The organism is Rhodococcus sp. PvP016, assembly GCF_017832185.1.
In the GTDB taxonomy this organism is placed as follows: domain Bacteria; phylum Actinomycetota; class Actinomycetes; order Mycobacteriales; family Mycobacteriaceae; genus Rhodococcoides.
On the sequence record NZ_JAFIBH010000001.1, the window covers coordinates 2,857,641 to 2,876,008 of the forward strand.

At 66.1% G+C, this 18,368-nt stretch carries 20 protein-coding genes and 1 tRNA gene; 8 read left to right on the plus strand and 13 right to left on the minus strand.

Going from position 1 to position 18,368, the window contains the following annotated elements; genetic code table 11:
- The first annotated feature begins 1 nt into the window (after position 1).
- Entirely contained in the window at positions 2-877 is an 876-nt protein-coding gene (locus tag JOE30_RS13380; RefSeq protein ID WP_204870376.1) for an acyl-CoA thioesterase II, read from the plus strand.
- On the opposite strand, the gene JOE30_RS13385 is transcribed toward JOE30_RS13380, so the two are convergent.
- The gene (locus tag JOE30_RS13385; protein WP_307806168.1) at positions 852-1,187 is read right to left on the minus strand and encodes a helix-turn-helix transcriptional regulator; all 336 of its coding nucleotides are present in this window, start codon (positions 1,185-1,187) and stop codon (positions 852-854) included. The genes JOE30_RS13380 and JOE30_RS13385 overlap by 26 nt on opposite strands.
- A 41-nt stretch (positions 1,188-1,228) precedes the next feature.
- On the opposite strand from JOE30_RS13385, the gene JOE30_RS13390 reads away from it, so the two are divergent.
- Positions 1,229-1,594, plus strand: a complete 366-nt coding sequence (locus tag JOE30_RS13390) for a helix-turn-helix transcriptional regulator (RefSeq protein WP_204867197.1) — start codon at positions 1,229-1,231, stop codon at positions 1,592-1,594.
- A gap of 9 nt (positions 1,595-1,603) precedes the next feature.
- Here the strand turns inward: JOE30_RS13390 and JOE30_RS13395 are convergent, their stop codons facing one another.
- The 3 genes from JOE30_RS13395 to JOE30_RS13405 are packed head-to-tail and all read right to left on the minus strand — an operon-like array spanning position 1,604 to position 3,212.
- A complete protein-coding gene (locus JOE30_RS13395) occupies positions 1,604-2,263 on the minus strand; it encodes a YoaK family protein (protein WP_204867200.1) in 660 nt (219 codons plus the stop codon).
- Positions 2,260-2,757, minus strand: a complete 498-nt coding sequence (locus JOE30_RS13400; protein ID WP_204867202.1) for a DNA-deoxyinosine glycosylase — start codon at positions 2,755-2,757, stop codon at positions 2,260-2,262. The genes JOE30_RS13395 and JOE30_RS13400 overlap by 4 nt, the downstream gene beginning before the upstream one ends.
- On the minus strand, positions 2,754-3,212 hold the full coding sequence (locus JOE30_RS13405; protein WP_307806169.1) for an anthrone oxygenase family protein: 459 nt from the start codon (positions 3,210-3,212) through the stop codon (positions 2,754-2,756). Before JOE30_RS13405 ends, JOE30_RS13400 begins: the two co-directional genes overlap by 4 nt.
- Positions 3,213-3,284: 72 nt before the next feature.
- Here JOE30_RS13405 and JOE30_RS13410 point away from each other — a divergent pair, with 72 nt between their 5' ends.
- Positions 3,285-3,662: a hypothetical protein gene (locus JOE30_RS13410; protein ID WP_204867204.1), complete on the plus strand. Its 378-nt coding sequence runs from the start codon at positions 3,285-3,287 to the stop codon at positions 3,660-3,662.
- 742 nt (positions 3,663-4,404) lie between these two features.
- On the opposite strand, the gene JOE30_RS21830 is transcribed toward JOE30_RS13410, so the two are convergent.
- Positions 4,405-4,479, minus strand: a complete 75-nt coding sequence (locus JOE30_RS21830) for a hypothetical protein (RefSeq protein ID WP_204870379.1) — start codon at positions 4,477-4,479, stop codon at positions 4,405-4,407.
- 1,040 nt (positions 4,480-5,519) lie between these two features.
- Positions 5,520-5,596, minus strand: a tRNA-Leu gene (locus JOE30_RS13420).
- A gap of 149 nt (positions 5,597-5,745) precedes the next feature.
- Here JOE30_RS13420 and JOE30_RS13425 point away from each other — a divergent pair.
- Positions 5,746-6,351: an ANTAR domain-containing response regulator gene (locus tag JOE30_RS13425; RefSeq protein ID WP_204867205.1), complete on the plus strand. Its 606-nt coding sequence runs from the start codon at positions 5,746-5,748 to the stop codon at positions 6,349-6,351.
- 189 nt (positions 6,352-6,540) lie between these two features.
- Positions 6,541-7,878, plus strand: a complete 1,338-nt coding sequence (locus JOE30_RS13430) for an ABC transporter substrate-binding protein (RefSeq protein ID WP_027506772.1) — start codon at positions 6,541-6,543, stop codon at positions 7,876-7,878.
- Between the two features lie 219 nt (positions 7,879-8,097).
- Here the strand turns inward: JOE30_RS13430 and JOE30_RS13435 are convergent, their stop codons facing one another.
- Genes JOE30_RS13435 through JOE30_RS13450 form a run of 4 tightly spaced genes read right to left on the minus strand, consistent with a single transcriptional unit; the run spans position 8,098 to position 12,263 of the window.
- Positions 8,098-8,922, minus strand: coding sequence for an ABC transporter ATP-binding protein (locus tag JOE30_RS13435; protein ID WP_204867206.1), 825 nt, complete (start codon positions 8,920-8,922; stop codon positions 8,098-8,100).
- Entirely contained in the window at positions 8,919-9,932 is a 1,014-nt protein-coding gene (locus JOE30_RS13440) for an ABC transporter ATP-binding protein (RefSeq protein ID WP_204867207.1), read from the minus strand. Before JOE30_RS13440 ends, JOE30_RS13435 begins: the two co-directional genes overlap by 4 nt.
- Positions 9,922-10,914, minus strand: coding sequence for a branched-chain amino acid ABC transporter permease (locus tag JOE30_RS13445; RefSeq protein ID WP_204867208.1), 993 nt, complete (start codon positions 10,912-10,914; stop codon positions 9,922-9,924). The genes JOE30_RS13440 and JOE30_RS13445 overlap by 11 nt, the downstream gene beginning before the upstream one ends.
- A gap of 2 nt (positions 10,915-10,916) precedes the next feature.
- Entirely contained in the window at positions 10,917-12,263 is a 1,347-nt protein-coding gene (locus JOE30_RS13450; RefSeq protein ID WP_204867209.1) for a branched-chain amino acid ABC transporter permease, read from the minus strand.
- Positions 12,264-12,514: 251 nt separating this feature from the next.
- Here JOE30_RS13450 and polA point away from each other — a divergent pair, with 251 nt between their 5' ends.
- Positions 12,515-15,178, plus strand: coding sequence for a DNA polymerase I (gene polA, locus JOE30_RS13455; RefSeq protein ID WP_204870380.1), 2,664 nt, complete (start codon positions 12,515-12,517; stop codon positions 15,176-15,178).
- A 79-nt stretch (positions 15,179-15,257) separates the two neighbouring features.
- Here polA and trxA read toward each other — a convergent pair whose 3' ends face one another.
- Positions 15,258-15,629, minus strand: coding sequence for a thioredoxin (trxA, locus tag JOE30_RS13460; RefSeq protein WP_204867210.1), 372 nt, complete (start codon positions 15,627-15,629; stop codon positions 15,258-15,260).
- Positions 15,630-15,732: 103 nt separating this feature from the next.
- Positions 15,733-16,731, minus strand: coding sequence for a GlxA family transcriptional regulator (locus tag JOE30_RS13465; RefSeq protein WP_204867212.1), 999 nt, complete (start codon positions 16,729-16,731; stop codon positions 15,733-15,735).
- An 82-nt stretch (positions 16,732-16,813) separates the two neighbouring features.
- On the opposite strand from JOE30_RS13465, the gene JOE30_RS21535 reads away from it, so the two are divergent.
- Both JOE30_RS21535 and JOE30_RS13470 read left to right on the plus strand, forming a co-directional pair.
- Positions 16,814-16,939 (plus strand): hypothetical protein, encoded by a 126-nt coding sequence (locus JOE30_RS21535; protein ID WP_275581301.1) that lies wholly within the window; start codon positions 16,814-16,816, stop codon positions 16,937-16,939.
- A 2-nt stretch (positions 16,940-16,941) separates the two neighbouring features.
- Positions 16,942-17,835: a DMT family transporter gene (locus JOE30_RS13470; RefSeq protein WP_307806170.1), complete on the plus strand. Its 894-nt coding sequence runs from the start codon at positions 16,942-16,944 to the stop codon at positions 17,833-17,835.
- Here JOE30_RS13470 and JOE30_RS13475 read toward each other — a convergent pair.
- Positions 17,825-18,367, minus strand: a complete 543-nt coding sequence (locus JOE30_RS13475) for a 2'-5' RNA ligase family protein (RefSeq protein ID WP_204867214.1) — start codon at positions 18,365-18,367, stop codon at positions 17,825-17,827. The genes JOE30_RS13470 and JOE30_RS13475 overlap by 11 nt on opposite strands.
- Position 18,368: the final 1 nt, after the last annotated feature.

Here is an 18,368-nt window from a genome sequence, read left to right on the forward strand (position 1 = left end):
GATCGCCACGGCGGGGCGCTCACGCGATCTCGACGTGTTGCTGGACATCCTCGATCTCACGGAGGTCGACGAGAACACCTACGTCGGTCGGCACCCGGCAGAGGTCGGGAGCAGGACGTTCGGTGGGCAGCTGGTCGCGCAGGCGCTGGTCGCGGCCGGCCGCACCGTCAGCGGGGCGAGGCCGATCCACGCGATCAACGCACACTTCATTCGCGGCGGAGATGTCAAGCGAGACATCACTTTCCGCGTGGAGCGTCACCGTGACGGCCGCGCCTTCGCCAACCGTCAGGTGACGGCGTACCAGGGTGACGAGGAGCTGTTCGTGATGCTCGCCGCCTACCAGGACTCGCGCGGCGGTCTCGAGCACAGCGTCGAGTGGCCGGAGGTCGAGTACCCCGAATCGCTGCCGCCACTGGGCAACCACTTCGACGGGTACGAAGACCGCCTGAAGATGTTCGTGGATGCGCTGAAGCCGATCGACATGCGGTACGCCAATGATCCTGCGTGGATCATGAAGGGCACCGGAGAACGGCTGAACCACAACAGGGTATGGATGAAGTCCGACGGGCCGTTGCCCGACGATCCCGCTCTGCACGTCGCGACGATGGGGTACGCGTCGGACACGACGGTGCTCGACTCGATCATCACCACGCACGGTCTGTCCTGGGGTTTCGACCGCATCGTGGCCGCGACCGTGAACCATTCCATCTGGTTCCACCGTCCGTTCCGCTTCGACGAGTGGATGCTGTACGCCACCGAGTCGCCGGTTGCCGCGGGGTCCCGCGGCCTGGCCACCGGCCGATTCTTCTCGCGCGGAGGAGAATTGGTGGCGACGGTGGTGCAGGAAGGGCTCATCCGCCATTTCCCGGCACGATGACGCGGTCGTCGGTCACCACGAAGACGTCGTCGAAACGGTCGGTCCCGAACTCCGACAGCAGGCCGGCGATGAATTTCGTTCCGGGCGCGCACTTCCCGCTGAGAATACGGGATACCGTGGCCGGGTCGACCCCGATACGTTCTGCCAGTTGCCCGTCGGTCGTGATGTGAGCGAAGCGCCGTAGTCGTTCCAGCCCGTCGCGGTCCAGCTCGAGATTAGCCATCGATTCCCCCCGGTGATCGATCGTGTCGCGCTCGTTGCACGCACGAGACGAAAGGTACACATGCACTGGCGGGCGGGCAATCGACACACTGCGCGTGAACTTGCGTCCGTGTCAGTAGTGTTCGCGCCATGGATCAGACGTCCGGGGTGGGGGAGACGTGGTGGGAGTATCTGAACCGCGTCACAGACAGAGCATCACAAGTGGAGATCGCGCGGGCTGCAGGGGTGGACCCCGCGTCGGTTTCGAGATGGAAACTGGGGAAGAACACGCCGAGTGCGGATCGCGTGATCGCGGTCGCACGGCACTTCGGCCGAAATCCGGTGGAGGCGCTCGTCGTCGCGCGCTATCTCGAGCCCCGAGAGGTCGACGCGTCGATCGAGTTGGCCGCCAGCGCCGCCGCGCTGACCGACGACGAGTTGATCACGGCCGTCCGACGTCGACTCGAGCTGGCGCGGGGCATGGTCGCATCGGGGTCACCGGTGAGTCAGGACTGACCGGGGTGCTCAGGGCGTGCGCTCGTCGATGACGAAGATCGCGAGCGTCGCCGCCAACACCGCGGCCGGTATCCACGCGGCGCGGACGCCGACGGACCCGGTCGCGGCGGCGCCGGCCAGTGCGCCGAGGACGAACACGGCGATCACGGCGCTGTAGACACCGAACGCCCGTCGGCCGGCGGAGTCGCGGTCGACGATCGCAGCGAAGCCGGCCTCGGTCACGCGCATCAGATTCCCGGTCATCGCGATCGCGATGTAGTTGAGATCGCCGATGTTCCGGAACAGGGCGATCTGCAGCGCGGCGATGAACGAGATCGGCACGGTGACCAGTGCATTCGGCACCGTGGCGGGTACGAAGCCCACCACGGCGAGGATGGCTGCCTGCGCCGCGATGGACCACCGGATCGGCCGGTGCACTCGGCGTTCGGCGCGTCCCGTCTTGATGACGTTGGCGATCGAGACACCGACCACGAACGCGAGGATCGGCCACAGGTGTTGGGCCGCGTCTCGCCAGTGCGTCCGCGACACCTCGATCGCCAGGAAGATGACGTTGCCCGTCTGCGCGTTGGCGAAGACGCCGCCTCGGGTGACGTAGGTGTACGCATCGAGGAACCCGCTCGCGGCGGTGACGAGGAGCGCGAAGCGCAGACTCGAGGCGGTCGCGGTCATCGGTCGTCCCTCGCGACCACGCGCCAGGCATCGACCTTCGCCTCCGTGCTCAGCGCGGCGTGGGCTGGGCTGGTGGACGGCAGACGGAACGTCTCGACGGGCCGGGACAGCGCCACGTGGCGATCGAACAGCCGCGCCGCCGCGGCGCCGTTGAACACGATGCGGTCCAGGGTGGGGTGGGCCGCGAGCAGCGCGTCGATGTCGTTCGGCACCACCGTGTCGCTCTCGATGGCCGAGTCGAGGCTGCCCTCGCGGGTGCACAGTTCGAGAACGTCCCACACCGCGACGCCCGCGGCCGTGAGTGCGCGCACGCGCTCCGCGTACTCCGCATTCGCGGGTAGAGGGAACAGACGGGTCATGATGGGCCAGAACGCGTTCCGCGGGTGGGCGTAGTACTGCCCGGCCGTCAACGACGCGACCCCCGGCATGGAACCGAGTATCAGCGTGTGCGGCGAGTCGCCGACGAGCGGGGCGAAGCCGTGCACCACCGTCATGCTGCGACTCCGGCGACGACGAAGAGCACCGACGCACCCAGTCCCGCGATCACGCGGACGTGGTTCCACCGGGTCCACCGAGTGAGGTACTCGGGCCACACGTCCTCCGCGGCGGCGAGTCGATCGTTGAGCGGCACGTTGACGGCGACGGTCACGCCGAGGCAGCCCACGACGTAGAGCGCCGCCGCCGCGGCGACGAGGACGGCGGGTGTGCCAGGCTCGAGGAACGCGGTGACGGCGGCGACGACCGATGCCGCCGCGGTACCGAACAGCAGGACCATGAAGACGGGAGCGACGATGACCACGTTCACGCGCGTCATCACCGCCGTGGCGGCGGACGCGGGCTGTGCGCCCAGCGCCGGCATCACGGCGATGGAGAAGGCCATCAGGACGCCGGCCACCGCAGCGGACCCGACACCCGCCGCGACGACGGCGGCGGAGAGCAGAACGGACACGACGAAGCCTTTCGGTGATGCGGCGGTTCTGTCGTCCCATCAGATCACGGTGCCCACCGCAGGGGTCGACCGATGATCGTCACGAGTGCCTTCTTCGCCGACTACGCGCGCCAGTCGGACCAGAAGCTCGACGTGCTGGGCGGCATCTGGGACTGGTGCGTGCTCCCGTCCCTCGCACAGCCCGTCGAGGCCTACCTGGTGGTCCTGCTGCAGCGCGGCGCCGACGACGAATCGGGTGAGCGGGTACGGGTGGCGATCACGGACGGCGAGGACGAGCCGCTGCACGTGTTCGAACTGCCCGTCGCCGGTCACCTCGAGGGGGAGCAGCAGGCTGTGGCGTTCCCGATCTCATTCGCCTGCCGACGGGTGGGGCGCCACGTGCTGCGCCTGACGACGGGGGCGGCCGATCCAGGATTCGCGCTCTCGCTGGACGTTCGGTCGATGGCCTGAGTGCCATCGAACACCATGAGAGTGTCAGTCAACTCGAAACCATCCGGTTTAGTATCTACCTGGCTGGGCCACGGCCAGGCGTCGCTCACCCTCGACGTCTACGGCGATTGGATTCCGGCCGAGGACGGCGGCGCTGGCAATCAATTCCCCAAACCGGTAGCAGCGTCGACGGTAACAACCGAAGGTGAGGACCAGGTGCCATCCAACGTGGTGCGGCTATTTGGTCGCCGGTCCAGTTAAGCCGAGTCGGCGACAAGTCCCTGCGCGTAGGCGAGCACACGTGGCGCGAGCCGGTTGTGCGGCGGGATCTTAAATCGTGGTGTGAACCCCGGACCGGCCTGCAATGCGTAGACACCCTCTCGCCCTTCGAACCGCTCGATGAGTTCGACAACGGTTGCGGCGTCAGCAGTCCGGTCCGGGTAGAGGATTTCATCGAGACGGTCCTGCAGCTGCGCCATGAGCGGCTGAACAGCCACGATCATGTCGAGGATGCTGGGGAGAGCATCACGTTCTTCTAGCTCCCTACGCTTGAGCCAAGTCTTATTGCGATCCTCCTTGAAGAACCGCAGCATGTAGTCCCGGTCCATAAACACGTTCGCGACGTCCTCGCCGTGCAGCCGTATGGTGAATTCGTATCTGAAGGCATTAATATCTCCATGGAAAAGCGCATCGCGCATTGCAAAAAGCCACCCGTAATCAAACGAAGACTTCAAGAGATCATCGAAATGCGTCTGAACTTCCTTCAGCTGAGGGGAGCCTCTTTTGTACAGATCCATTGCGGCACGGATTGATTGCTCCTTATGGCTTTGCAAAGCATTCAAGAACGAGATCAGCGCTGAGCGGATTTTGCGTCTACGTTCATCCATGGCATCATCATTTGTCAAGCTGAGTTTTCGGTCTCGAATGTCGGTAAGTACGCCAATTAAGGTATCGCAAAATCGCTCGTTCTCATCCGACACGTGTCGAAACAACTCGCAATCCATCAATTTTTGGAGTCGCGAATACGCATCGGCGTACCGATCGTTCTCTTCCTTCGAGAACGAACACACCTTGGTAAACATGATTGAGGCATCTACTTCGGGCGTCCGATACCCCAGGATTGCGCCGTAAGGGTCGGCAGCAGCGGCTTCATCTTCAGCGGCTTGTTCGTCTACGAGTTGTTTGGCACTTTCTAAGAGTCGCTTGAGAGTGGAGCCCGTGTCCGCGATTTTCTGTGCCACCTCGTTATCCGTCGGGTGTCCTTCCGTCAACCACCCATGACCAGTCCGGGAAATTTCTTGCAAACTAGAACGCAGTGCCCCGCGAATCTCTTCGCCTGTTATACGGTTGCGATAGTCCGGGGTGTTCGTCTGATCCATCGCCGCCTCGCTAGTTGCGTGGGCGATGGTCGTGGCCGTGCCAAAGAAAATCCACATGGCGGCACTAGTTGGTTCGGGCGCTGTGTCCACGGATATTCCTGCCGTCCACAGATCTGACGCATTCTCGCAGAACGATATTGAGGTGTCTGAACTAAGGTCGTCGAGGCCAACGATAAATGTGTCGAGTATCCCGACCCATTCGCGCAAGGCGGCGATGTCAGTCGTTTCGTCGTCGGACATGTATGCGTCCATCCTGTAGGTAGCGCGGCCTCATCGGTGGGCAGCCTCACAGGTTCTCATAAGTCGGATTGAAAGCGTAGTACGCACTGTGGCGTGTCGGATCTGCTCAGAATTGGTTATCGGGCGCACCTCGGCGCAACTTCACTGCCGCGATGTTGGCTACGACCCCAAGCCCGTAGGACCGTCCCGCTCGTTGGGCGGGGTGGACGCTTGCGAACGGTTGTGCAGCCCAGGCAGAGCGCCTGTAGCTGGGGTGATGTGGTGCCCTCGGTGAGACTCGAACTCACACTGCACGGGTTTTGAATCCGTTTCCTCTGCCAATTGGGATACGAGGGCGAACCGCTCGCTGGACGAGCTGGTGCGGTCACTGAGTGTAGAAGATCGGTGCCGGACGCGGCGCACCGGTACCCTGACGACGGCCCGAGCGAGGTGCCGAGAACGACGCCGCCGCAGGGGAGCAGTGCATCGAGGAAGGGCGAGTCAGCGTGAACACATCGGCACCATCGCAGCCACGTCGTGTGGTGGTCGCGGAGGACGAGTCACTCATCCGGTTGGACCTCGTGGAGATGTTGCGCGAGGAGGGGTACGACGTCGTCGGCGAGGCCGCGGACGGTCAGGAAGCGGTGGACCTCGTCCGCGCTCTGGTTCCGGATCTGGTGATCATGGACGTGAAGATGCCGCGTCGAGACGGTATCGACGCGGCATCGGAGATCGCTGCGGCTCGGTTGGCTCCTGTCGTGATCCTGACGGCCTTCAGTCAGCGCGAGCTCGTCGAGAGGGCCCGCGACGCCGGCGCCATGGCGTATCTGGTGAAGCCCTTCACGAAGGCGGACCTCGTGCCCGCCGTGGAACTGGCCGCCAGCCGGTTCACCGAGATCTCCGCGCTGGAGACCGAGATCGCCGACCTCACCGATCGACTCGACACGCGCAAACTCATCGAGCGCGCCAAGGGCCTGCTGATGACGTCCCAGTCGCTCTCCGAGCCGGAGGCCTTCACGTGGATCCAGCGGGCCGCGATGGACCGTCGCACCACGATGAAGGCGGTCGCCTCCGTCGTCATCGAGACGCTCGGAGACGCCCCCGTCGCGTGACACCGAGTGCCGTGATTCGGCCTCGAAGACTGTGCCAGGCTACGGCTGCGTTAAAACTGGCTGCGTAGACGTCACAGTAAGGTCACAGGGCTTGTTCCACGGGTCGCGAACCGTCGGGGAGCGATAGGTTCTCCTTCACGAGCGTCACGGTATCGGGTGCGTGACGCACATATTTCTAGGAGACGACAGATGGCAAGACGAACCATCGTTCGGACGGCTGCGGTGGTGAGCGTCGCTTCGCTCGCCCTGTTCGGCTGTTCCTCGAGCGACGATTCGAGTTCCGGTAGCGAAACCAGCGCTGCCGGCGGCTCTTCCGCAGCTGCGGAGGCCACGGTGGACACCGACTGCACACCCGAGCAGGCAACTGCCGGCGCGACGCCGGTGACCACTCCGCTCAAGCTCGGCACACTGCTTCCCGAGACCGGCAGCCTCGCCTTCCTCGGCCCGCCCGAGGTCGCCGGCGTGCAGCTCGCAGTCAACGACGTCAACGGCGCCGGTGGCGTTCTCGACCAGCCGATGGAGCTCATCCCCGGTGACTCGGGCGACACCACCACGGACACCGCGAACAGCACCGTCGACCGCGAGCTCGCGGCCGGCGTCAGTGTCATCCTGGGTGCGGCATCGTCCTCGGTGTCCCTCAAGGTCATCGACAAGATCGCCAGCGCCGGCGTCGTGCAGATCTCGCCGGCCAACACCTCCGACCAGTTCGTCTGCTACGCGGACAAGGGCCAGTACTTCCGTACGGCACCGACCGATGTGCTTCAGGCACAGGCGCTCTCGCAGCTCATCGCCGAGGACGGCGGCCAGCGCGTCTCCATCCTCGCGCTGAACGACCCGTACGGCACGGGCCTGGCGAGCAACACGGTCACCAACCTCGAGGACGCCGGCATCGCGTCCGATCAGATCCAGAAGATCATCTACGACCCCAACGCGCAGTCGTTCAACGCCGAGGTCGACCAGGTGAAGAACTTCAACCCGGACGCCGTCGCCATCATCGGCTTCGAGGAGTCGGCGAAGATCATCACCCGTATGCACGAGATCGGCATCGGACCGTCCGACGGCACCGCCGTCTACGGCGTCGACGGCAACATGGGCAACGCGCTCGGCGAGTCGGTCGGACCCGGGCTGCTCGACACCATGCGTGGCACCACGCCGCTCACCGATGTGGGCGCCGGTTTCCAGGACCGTCTCAAGGCCGTCAACCCGGCTCTGGTCGACTTCAACTACGCCGGTGAGTCCTACGACGCCGTCGTTATCTCCGCCCTGGCCGCGGAGCAGGCGAAGTCCACCGCGGGTGTCGACATCGCGGCGAACATCAACTCCGTCACCAAGGACGGAACGAAGTGCACCACGTTCCAGGAGTGCCTGCCCTTGGTGAAGGCCGGAACCGACATCGACTACGACGGTGTCACCGGTGAGCTCGCGTTCACCGACGGCGGCGAGCCGTCCGTCGGCTCGTACGGCAAGCTGGTCTTCGGACCGGACAACAAGCTCACCACCGAGGACTACATCGTCGTCGGCGGCTGATCTGCAGTAGCCCGGAACGGGCCCGACTCCACTGGAGTCGGGCCCGTTCTGCTGTCGTGGGGCTCGGCTCCCCTCCCCGGCGAGTACGTCGACAGTGCTGTGAATCCGGCTCTTTGCACGACACTTTGGACGTACTCGCCGGGGGTCCGTGCCCGGGGTAGGGCAACGGAAAGGGCGCCCCGAGCGAACTCGGAGCGCCCCTGTCGGTGTGCGCGGGTACTACTTCTTCTCTTTGCTCCCCGCCAGCGTGCCGAGGTACAGCTCGATGACCTTGGGGTCGTTCATCAGGTTCGTGCCGGTGTCGGTGTACGCGTTCTTGCCCTGATCGAGCACGTAGCCGCGGTCACAGATCTGGAGGCACCGGCGAGCGTTCTGCTCCACCATGATGATGGAGACGCCCGCCGCGTTGATCTTCTTGCAGCGGATGAAGACCTCGTCCTGGAACATCGGAGACAGTCCGGCCGACGGCTCGTCGAGCAGCAACACGGACGGTTCCATCATCAGCGCGCGGCCCATGGCAACCATCTGCCGTTCGCCACCGGACAGTGCGCCCGCCTTGATCTTGCGACGTTCCGACAACAGCGGAAACAGCTCGCTCACGAAGTCGAACCGCTCCTGGAACTTCTTCGGTCGCAAATAGATCCCCATCTCGAGGTTCTCCTCGATGGTGAGCGAGGGGAACACGTTCTGGGTCTGCGGAACGTAGCCGACGCCCTTTGTCACCAGGACGTGCGCCTCGGCGGAGGTGATGGTGTCGCCGCGCAGCGTGACGGATCCGCTGCGGATGGGGATGAGACCGAAGAGGGCCTTCAGCAACGTCGACTTACCGGCACCGTTGGGGCCGATGATGCCGACGATCTCGCCGTCGTTCAGATAGAAGTTGCAGTCCTTCAGGATGTTCACGCCGGGGATGTACCCGGCCACCAGGTCGTCTGCGCGCACGAGCGCGTCGGTGGCCAGGCGGCGGTGTTCGTCCGGTGTCGCCGCGAATTCTGCTGCGGTGAGCCCGGTTTCCCCCGATGTGGTCGCTCCGGATTCGGTCATGTCGTGGTCCTCTTGTCCGTCCCGATCTCGGGTTCGGCCTCGGAGAGATCTCCGCCCGACTCGAGCGTCTCGACCTCGGCCTGCTCGAGCGCCTCGGCCAGTTCTGCGGTAGCGCCCACGGGATTTCCGTCGGCGTCGAACTCGAGCGCTTGATCGTGGTGGCTTCCCAGGTACGCGTCGACGACGGCCTCGTTGTCCGCCAACTGCGCGGGAGCGGACTCGGCGATGACGCTGCCCTGAGCCATGACCACGACCCAGTCACTGATGTCGCGGATGACGTCCATGTCGTGCTCGACGAAGACGACGGTCATGCCGTCGTCGCGCAGCGACTTGATGTGACCCAGAAGGCTCTGCGTCAGTGCGGGATTGACGCCGGCCATGGGCTCGTCGAGCATGACGACGGCGGGATCCGTCATGAGCGCTCGCGCCATCTCGAGCAGCTTGCGCTGTCCGCCGGAGAGGGATCCCGCGAGGTCTTCGGACTTCGCGTCGAGCTTGAATCGCGCGAGCAGTTCCTGCGCACGCTCGGTGACCTCGCGCTCCTGCGCCTTCCACGTCCACGGCATGAGCGTGTTGAAGATCCGCTCACCCTTCTGGCCCGTGGCGCCGAGGCGGACGTTGTCCAGCACGGTCAGTTTCGACAGTGCCTTCGTCAGCTGGAAGGTGCGCACCACACCGTGGCGTGCCACCTGGTGCGGTGTCATCCTGCCCAGTGACTTGCCGTCCATCGACCAGGACCCGGTGTCCGGCTGGTCGAATCCGGTGAGAAGGTTGAACAGGGTCGTCTTGCCGGCGCCGTTCGGGCCGATCAGGCCGGTGATGCAGCCACGCTGGATCTCGAGGTGTGCCACGTCGACGGCCTTGAGGCCACCGAAGGTCCGGGACACACCGTCGACCACCATGGTCGGATCGGGCTTGGCGACGCCGGGGGTGTTCGCGACGTCGGCGAACAACGCCGCGCGCGCCTCGGCGCTGAGCGGCTTGCGTGCCGCGATGGTGTTACTTGGCATCGAGCTGTACCTCCCGCTTGTTGCCCAGCAGTCCCTGCGGGCGGAAGATCATCAGCACCGCGATGAGGATGCCGAGGAGGACGAATCGTGTGGCGCCGACCTGCTGTTCGGTCATCGGAATGAGCGGGTTTTCGCCGGCGGCGGCCTGACGCAGCAGCACGTCGGGGATCGACAGGAAGAACCAGAAGAGCATGGCTCCGACGACCGGGCCGAAGACCGTGGCCGCACCGCCGAGGATCAGCGCGCCGAAGGCGAAGAAGGTCTGCGCCGTCGAGTAGAAGTCGGGGTTGATCGACTTGGTCTGTAGAGCGTTGAACACGCCGCCCATACCGCCGATGACGCCACCGAGGACGAGGGCCTGCATCTTGTAGACGAAGACGTTCTTGCCCAGTGAGCGAGCGGCGTCCTCGTCCTCGCGCACGGCCTTGAGGACGCGTCCCCAGGGGCTGTGCGTGAGCAGGTACACCAGTCCGCACAGGATCAGTACCAGAGACCATCCGACCACCATGGCCCACAGGTCGTCGCCGTAGAACTTCACGCCGACGAACGAGTACTGCTTGCCCGAGTCGAACGGGCTGAGGTTGGTGAACGGATCGGCGAAACCGAAGAGGCCGTTTGTCGATCCGGTGACACCGTTCGACGCGGTGGACCGGAAGACCAGTCTCAGGATCTCCGACGCCGCGATGGTGACGATGGCGAGATAGTCCGCTCGCAGGCGCAGGGTGGGGATACCGAGTACGAGTGCGAGGAGACCGGCCGCCGCGAGTCCGACGAGAATGCCGAGCCACAGCGGTTGTTCGTACGTGACGGTCATGATGCCGACGCCGTATCCGCCCAGCAGGGCGAAGCCGATCTGGCCGAAGTTGAGCAGTCCTGCGTAGCCGAAGTGCAGGTTCAGTCCGATGGCGAGAAGTGCGTAGAAGATCGCGGAGGGCCCGACGAGCTGGGCCAGCGATACCTGGATTGCTCCGATGATGTCCATGGTCAGCCGATCCTTTGCCGCGAGCCCAGGATGCCTTGCGGCCGGACGATGAGGATGACGATCAAGACGAGCAATCCTCCGATGTATTTGAGGTCGGGGTTGATCACGAGCGTCGACCACTGCACCAGCAGACCGACGATGACGCAGCCGAGCAGGGCGCCGTACGCCGTCCCGAGGCCACCGAGGGTGATGCCGGCGAACATGAGCAGGAGGAGCTTGAAGCCCATCTCCCACTGGACGCGTCCGCCGAGCTCGGAGAGCCCGAACAGCACGCCGCCCAGAGCGGCGAGACCGCCACCCATGCACCAGACGAAGGTCACGACGCGCTCGACGTTGATGCCGGACGACGCGGCGAGATCGCGGTTGTCGGCGACGGCGCGCATGGCCTTGCCGATGCGGGTCTTCTGCAACATGAGCGCGACCAGCACGAGAACCACGACGCTGATGACGATGCAGGCGAGGTTGACGTCGGTGATGGCGAACGGCCCCCACTCACGCTGCACCTGCGCCTGGTAGTCCTTGTACGGCTCGGCGCGGTCGGAGAAGAAGATGAGGATCAGGTACCGCAGGGCGATCGCGAGACCGATCGAGACGACGAGTTGGCCGATGAGGCCCGTCTTGCGTCTGCGCAGTGGTCTCCAGAGTCCGGCGTTGTTCGCCCAGCCGACCGCCACACCGACTATCACCGCCAGGACGGTGGCAGGGATCAACTGGATCCCGAGCTTCTGGTTGAAGACCCATGCCGCGACGGCGCCGAGCGTGACCAGTTCGCCGTGCGCGAAGTTGGTGAGGCCGGTCGTACCGAAGATCAGGCTCAGACCGATCGCAGCGAGCGCGATGACCAGTCCGAAGCGCAGCCCGTCGATGGTGGTGCGCAGGAACTTCTCGTAGAACGGGACGACCGTGGCGCTGCGTTCCTCACCGAAACTGAAGATGACGGTGTTGGCGCGACCTGCCTCCACGGTGCGTTCGACGTCGCTCTGCACGGAGACACCGTCGGGCAGCGTCTCCGGGTCGACGCGGAACGTGTAACTGCCGGGTGAGACCGGAAGTGTCCAGCGCCCACCGGTTTCCGACGTGGTGCGAGCCACCTCGGAGTCGCCGGAGTCGAGGGCCACGACGTCGACGCCGACGAGGCGTTCGCCGGCGTTGTTCAGGCTTCCGCTGACATCGACCGCGTCGGCGGGTGGAGCGGAATCGGACTCGGAGCCGCTCGCGGGTGGTGAGCTCGAGCTCGGAGTGGGGGACGGAGTGGGTTCCTGGGCCAGGGCCGTTCCACCGAAGGTGGCTGCGGCGATGAGGCCGAGGAGTACGACGACGAGCGCGCGGACGAGGGCGGCGGTGGCCATCGTTCGTCCGGGCCGTCGAGGACTCGAGGGGGGCACGGGGGTCCTCTCGGACGGTCGACTAACGCCGAGGAATCTCGGCTCTGCTTGCAATTGTCGGACTCTATCGGGCTCCGGGTATCGAGAACGGCCGCTTCGATTTCTTCGATGTTTCAGTCTTGTTTCGAAGCGGTCGACCGCCGACCTCGCTCGTGTCGGTACGCCTCCCTAGACTGACCTGCGTGAGTCCAGTAACCGAGTCCTCGCCCCTCCTGATGCTGATCGACGGTCACTCGGTGGCGTACCGCGCCTTCTACGCCCTGCCCGCCGAGAACTTCAAGACCACCAGCGGGCAGACCACCAACGCGGTGTACGGGTTCACCTCCATGCTCATCAACCTGCTGCGGGACGAGTCGCCCACGCACGTCGGCGCGGCCTTCGACGTCTCTCGTCAGACGTTCCGCGCAGACAAGTTCCCGGAGTACAAGGCCAATCGCATCAAGACGCCCGACGAGTTCGCGGGCCAGATCGACATCACCAAGGACGTCCTCGGAGCTCTGGGCATCCCTGTGATGGCGGAGCCGGGGTTCGAGGCGGACGACATCATCGCGACCCTCACCACGCAGGCGGTCGCGGCGGGGTACCGGGTGCTGGTGGTCACCGGCGACCGGGACTCGCTGCAGTTGGTGAACGACCAGGTGACCGTCCTGTACCCGCGCAAGGGCGTCTCGGACCTCACGCGGTTCACGCCGGCGGAGGTCGAGAGCAAGTACGGACTCACCCCGGCCCAGTACCCGGACTTCGCGGCCCTGCGCGGAGACCCCAGCGACAACCTTCCCGGCATCCCGGGGGTGGGGGAGAAGACCGCCACCAAGTGGATCCGGGAGTACGGCAGCCTCGAGGACCTGGTCGACAAGGTCGACACCGTGCGCGGCAAGGTCGGCGACGCGCTGCGCGCCAATCTCTCCAGCGTCGTCCTCAATCGCCAGCTCACCGAGATGGTGCGCGACGTCCCCCTGCCGTACACACCGGATCAGCTGCAGCTGGCGCCGTGGGACCGCGAGCGGGTGCACGCGCTGTTCGACGATCTCGAGTTCCGCGTGCTGCGCGATCGGCTCTTCGCCACACTCTCGTCGACCGAGCCCGAGGCGGAGGAGGGCTTCGAGGTGCGGGGCCGCGCGCTCGAACCCGGTGAACTCGCCGAGTGGCTCGACGCGCACACGCAGGACGGTGTCCGCACCGGTCTCTCCGTCGTGGGGACGCGGTCGCCGTTCGACGGCGACGCGTCGGCCGTGGCGTTCGCGTCGGCGGACGGGGAGGGTGCCTACGTCGAGACCATCGGGCTCACCGCCGAGGACGAGCAGGCGCTCGCGGCGTGGTTCGCGAACGAGTCGCGGCCCAAGGCGCTCCACGAGGCCAAGTGGGCGCTGCATGCGCTGCGTGGTCGCGGATGGCCCGTCGCCGGGCTGACCAGCGACACCGCACTCGCGGCCTACCTGGTGCGACCGGGGCAGCGGAGCTTCGCTCTCGACGACCTCTCGCTGCGGTACCTCAAGCGCGAGTTGCGTATCGAGGACGCCGGCGATGCTCAGCTGTCCCTCCTCGACAGCGAGGACGAGACGCAGGCAGCGGTGGCCGAGGGGGAGATCCTGCGAGCGCAGGCCGTGCTCGACCTCGCGGAGGCGCTGGACCGCGAGCTCGACGAGATCGAGTCCGCGCCGCTGCTCTCGGACATGGAGCTGCCGCTGCTCGGCGTGCTCGCCACCGTCGAGAACACCGGTATCGCGATCGATCTCGATCATCTGCACGACCTGCAGAGCCAGTTCGCCGGGGAGGTGAGTGTCGCCGCCGAGGCGGCCTACGCGGTGATCGGCAAGCAGATCAACCTCGGGTCGCCCAAGCAGTTGCAGGTGGTCCTGTTCGACGAGCTCGACATGCCGAAGACCAAGCGCACCAAGACCGGTTACACCACCGATGCCGAAGCGCTGCAGTCGATGTTCGAGAAGACCGAGCATCCGTTCCTTCGACACCTACTCGATCACCGGGACGCCACGCGGCTCAAGGTGACGGTCGACGGTCTGCTCAAGTCGGTCAGCGACGACGGTCGCATCCACACCACGTTCAACCAGACCATCGCCGCGACGGGGCGGCTGTCCTCCACCGAGCCCAACCTGCAGAACATTCCGGTCAAGACGTCCGCGGGCCGTCGCATCCGGGAGGGCTTCGTCGTCGGCGAGGGCTACGACTCGCTGATGACGGCCGACTACAGCCAGATCGAGATGCGGATCATGGCGCACGTCTCCAAGGACGAGGGGCTCATCGAGGCCTTCAACACCGGCGAGGACCTGCACAGCTTCGTCGGGTCGCGCGCCTTCGGGGTGCCCATCGACGAGGTGACGCCCGAGTTGCGCCGCCGGGTCAAGGCGATGTCGTACGGACTGGCGTACGGGCTCAGTGCCTACGGCCTCTCCCAGCAGCTCAAGATCTCCACCGAGGAGGCCAAGGAGCAGATGGAGGCGTACTTCTCCCGCTTCGGCGGGGTGCGCGACTACCTGCACGAGGTCGTGGAGGCGGCGCGCAAGGTCGGCTACACCTCGACTCTCTACGGACGCCGCCGCTATCTGCCGGATCTCACGAGCGACAATCGCCAGCGCCGCGAGGTCGCCGAGCGCGCGGCTCTCAACGCCCCCATCCAGGGCACCGCGGCCGACATCATCAAGGTCGCGATGATCGACGTCCAGCTCGGACTCGTCGAGGCCGGGCTCACCTCACGGATGCTCCTCCAGGTGCACGACGAACTGGTGCTCGAGGTCGTCGAGTCCGAACGCGCCGAGGTCGAGGCACTCGTCCGCGACAAGATGGCGCACGCCATCGAGCTGTCGGTGCCGCTCGACGTCTCCGTCGGAACAGGTCGCACCTGGGACGACGCCGCCCACTGAGGCGACCACACGACGACGGCGGGCGACGGAATCTCTTCCGTCGCCCGCCGTCGTGGGTGCGGGTGTCAGCCCGCGGTGGTCACTCGGACGCGGCCTGCTGCTCCGCGATCTGCTTGCGGACGTCGTCCATGTCCAGGCCCTTGATCTGGCCGACCAGGTCCTCGAGCGCGGCCTGCGGAAGGGCGCCGGGCTGCGCGAAGACGAGGACACCCTCGCGGAACGCCATGAGCGTGGGGATCGAGCGGATGTTCGCGGCGGCGGCGAGTCCCTGCTCGGCCTCGGTGTCGACCTTGCCGAACACGACGTCGGGGTGCTGCTCCGACGACTTCTCGAAGGTCGGGGCGAACTGCTTGCACGGTCCGCACCAGTCGGCCCAGAAGTCGACCAGAACGACGTCGTTACCGGTGACGGTCTCGTCGAAGTTCTGCTGGGTGAGGGTCTGCGTTGCCACGAGGATCCTTTCGTCGTGAGTGCCGACCCACCTCGTGTGGGCTCCGGCATGATGTTCTGTCCACCGTCAACAGGCGGACCCGCGCCGTCATTCCCGAGATCGATCAGACCGAGACGGGCGCCGCTCGGAAGGTGCGTCGGTAGGACTGCGGTGTGGTGCGGCGTAGCCGCAGGAAGTGCTGCCGCAACACCGCGGCGGAACCGAACCCCACGGTGTCCGCGACGCCGTCCACCGACAGATCACCGGACTCGAGGAGTCGCTGCGCCTCGAGGACACGCTGATCGCTGATCCAGCGTGCCGGGGTCGTGCCCGTCTCCGCCTGGAACCGGCGCGCGAACGTGCGGGGCGACATCGACACCCGTGCTGCCAGGACGTCCACCGTGAGGTCCGCACGCAGGTTCTCGGCGATCCAGTCGATGAGAGGGGCGAGGGTGTCCGAGTCGCAGGTGGGGACGGGCACCGCGACGTACTGGGCCTGCCCACCGTCACGGTGCGGCGGCACCACCATGCGCCGTGCGATGCCGTTGGCCACCGCGGCGCCCTGTGTGGAACGCACGATGTGCAGGCACAGGTCTATTCCGGCAGCGGTGCCGGCGCTGGTGTAGACGTTGTCGTCCTGGACGTAGAGCACGTTCGAGTCGACCGTGGCGCCGGGAAAGCGCTCGGCCAGGCGCGCCGCGTGGCGCCAGTGGGTGGTGCACCGACGTCCGTCCAGGAGTCCTGCCTCGCCGAGCACGAAGGCGCCGGTGCACAGGCTCGCGACGCGCGCGCCTCTCGCCACGGCAGCGCGCAACTTCTCGGCGAGCGGCTCGAGGTCGTGGCCGTCACCGGTGCCGCAGGCGAACGTGCCGTCCGGCGCCGTCGCGGTACCACCCGCGGACATGATGATCAGATCCGCATCGTCGAGTCGATCGAGGTCGTACGGGACGTCGATGGAGTAGCCGAACCGAGTACGGATCGGGTCGGGGACAGCCGCGATCAACGAGAAGTCGTAGACCGGCAGTCCGTCGTCCGACCGGTCGAATCCGAAGACCTCGCACGCGACGCCCAGTTCGAACGCCTCGGTCAACGGCATGAGCGGGACGACCACCTTCGTCAGCATCTGCCCAGTATGGCAGGAAAACGATGAAATATGTCATTACTGCCACTGTTCGCGGAATCCGGTGCGGCGGAGTATTTCTCGCATGACCTTCTTCCTCGTTCTCGCGACAGTCCTCCTGCTCCTCGCGGTCCTCGCCGCCCTCGCGCTGGCGGATCGGACACCGGACACCCATGCCGAGGTGACACGCCACGGCGACTACCGTTTCTGATCGTGCTCGTACTGCAGTTCCTGGCCACCGCGGCGGTGTGGGGCGCGAGCTTCCTGTTCATGAAGGTGGGCCTCGAGGGGCTGAGCTTCGTGCAGGTGGTTCTGGCGCGACTCGTCCTCGGTGCGGCCACGCTGCTGATCCTGTTGCGACCCATGCACGTTCGACTGCCGCGGCGAGGAGTCGTGTGGCTCCACTCGGCGTTCCTCGCGGTGGTGCAGTGCATCCTCCCGTGGTTGCTGTTCGCGTGGGCGGAACAGGAGATCGACTCGGCCACGGCCTCCATCGTCAACGCGACGACGCCGCTCATGACGACGGTGCTGGCCTTCGCATTTCTTCCGGCCGAACGGCCGACTCTGCTGCGCACCGCGGGCCTCCTGATCGGCTTCGCCGGCATCGTCGTGGTGTTCGCGCCGTGGGAGAGCGGTCTGGGAGGCAGCCCGCGTGCGCAGCTGGCCTGCCTCGGCGCCACCGCGTCCTACGGGGTCGCGCTGGTGTACCTGCGCCGGTTCGTCATCCCGCTGGGTGTGCCGTCGTTGGCGGTGGCGACGATGCAGATCGGTGTCGCCGCGGCGATGATGCTGGTCGCGGCACCCGTGGTGGCGAGCGACGCGGTGCGTCTCGACGTCCCCGTCGTCGCGTCGATGCTCGCGCTCGGCTGTGCCGGCACCGGACTGGCATTCCTGTGGAACATGAACGTCGTGACGGGATGGGGACCGTCCGCCGCGTCGACCGTGACGTACCTCAGTCCTGTCGTCGGCATCGCGCTCGGCGCCCTGGTGCTCGACGAGTCGGTCACCGCGAACGCGGTGATCGGCACCGCGCTCATCATCGTCGGGGTGGTGGTCACGACGAGGCGCCGAGGCGCCCCGGTGGCCGCGCCGCCGGTCACCCGATGAGCCAGTCGACTCTCGCGTCGCCGTCCCAGCGGCGGACGGCCGACACCTCGGCGTCGACGTCTCGAAGATCGGTCACGAGATGCGATGCCGCGGAACCGATGTCCTCGGGACGCGCGCGCATCGCCAGGGTCACGTGCGGAGTCCAGTGCCCGGGTTCCAGATGCGGGGGGATGCCGGGAGAGTCGGCGAGCGCCTCGTACACCCGCGCGTGCAGATCCAGGAGAGCCGAGGTCGGCACGACGGACCGGGCCAGGACCGCCCGCGAACCGCCGAAGACCACCAACCCGCCGAGGCGCACCGACTCGGGGAATCGCCACGACCCGGCGTCTCGTCCGTCGGCGATCAGAGCGGCGAGCCGACGCTCGGCGACGTCGTCGATCCGCGACGCGACCGCGATGGTCATGTGCGGACGGTTGGACGCCCCCGCGTGCCGAGCCTGACTCGGCAGCCCCAGCTCGGCGAGATAGTTCCACTCGCGCCGGATCGCATCGTCGCTGCGCTCGTCCAGGAGGAGTTCCACCGACTGCACCATG

Excerpts from the sequence above, each read along its gene's own strand:
- JOE30_RS21535 (WP_275581301.1), top strand. The coding sequence starts at position 16,814 with ATGACCTTCTTCCTCGTTCTCGCGACAGTCCTCCTGCTCCTCGCGGTC.
- JOE30_RS13400 (WP_204867202.1), bottom strand. The coding sequence starts at position 2,757 with ATGACGGTGGTGCACGGCTTCGCCCCGCTCGTCGGCGACTCGCCGCAC.
- JOE30_RS13440 (WP_204867207.1), bottom strand. The coding sequence starts at position 9,932 with ATGCCAAGTAACACCATCGCGGCACGCAAGCCGCTCAGCGCCGAGGCG.
- JOE30_RS13410 (WP_204867204.1), top strand. The coding sequence starts at position 3,285 with ATGATCGTCACGAGTGCCTTCTTCGCCGACTACGCGCGCCAGTCGGAC.
- JOE30_RS13395 (WP_204867200.1), bottom strand. The coding sequence starts at position 2,263 with ATGACCGCGACCGCCTCGAGTCTGCGCTTCGCGCTCCTCGTCACCGCC.
- JOE30_RS13450 (WP_204867209.1), bottom strand. The coding sequence starts at position 12,263 with ATGGCCACCGCCGCCCTCGTCCGCGCGCTCGTCGTCGTACTCCTCGGC.
- JOE30_RS13475 (WP_204867214.1), bottom strand. The coding sequence starts at position 18,367 with ATGGTGCAGTCGGTGGAACTCCTCCTGGACGAGCGCAGCGACGATGCG.
- JOE30_RS13465 (WP_204867212.1), bottom strand. The coding sequence starts at position 16,731 with ATGCTGACGAAGGTGGTCGTCCCGCTCATGCCGTTGACCGAGGCGTTC.
- JOE30_RS13445 (WP_204867208.1), bottom strand. The coding sequence starts at position 10,914 with ATGGACATCATCGGAGCAATCCAGGTATCGCTGGCCCAGCTCGTCGGG.
- JOE30_RS13390 (WP_204867197.1), top strand. The coding sequence starts at position 1,229 with ATGGATCAGACGTCCGGGGTGGGGGAGACGTGGTGGGAGTATCTGAAC.
- polA (WP_204870380.1), top strand. The coding sequence starts at position 12,515 with ATGCTGATCGACGGTCACTCGGTGGCGTACCGCGCCTTCTACGCCCTG.
- JOE30_RS13435 (WP_204867206.1), bottom strand. The coding sequence starts at position 8,922 with ATGACCGAATCCGGAGCGACCACATCGGGGGAAACCGGGCTCACCGCA.
- JOE30_RS13430 (WP_027506772.1), top strand. The coding sequence starts at position 6,541 with ATGGCAAGACGAACCATCGTTCGGACGGCTGCGGTGGTGAGCGTCGCT.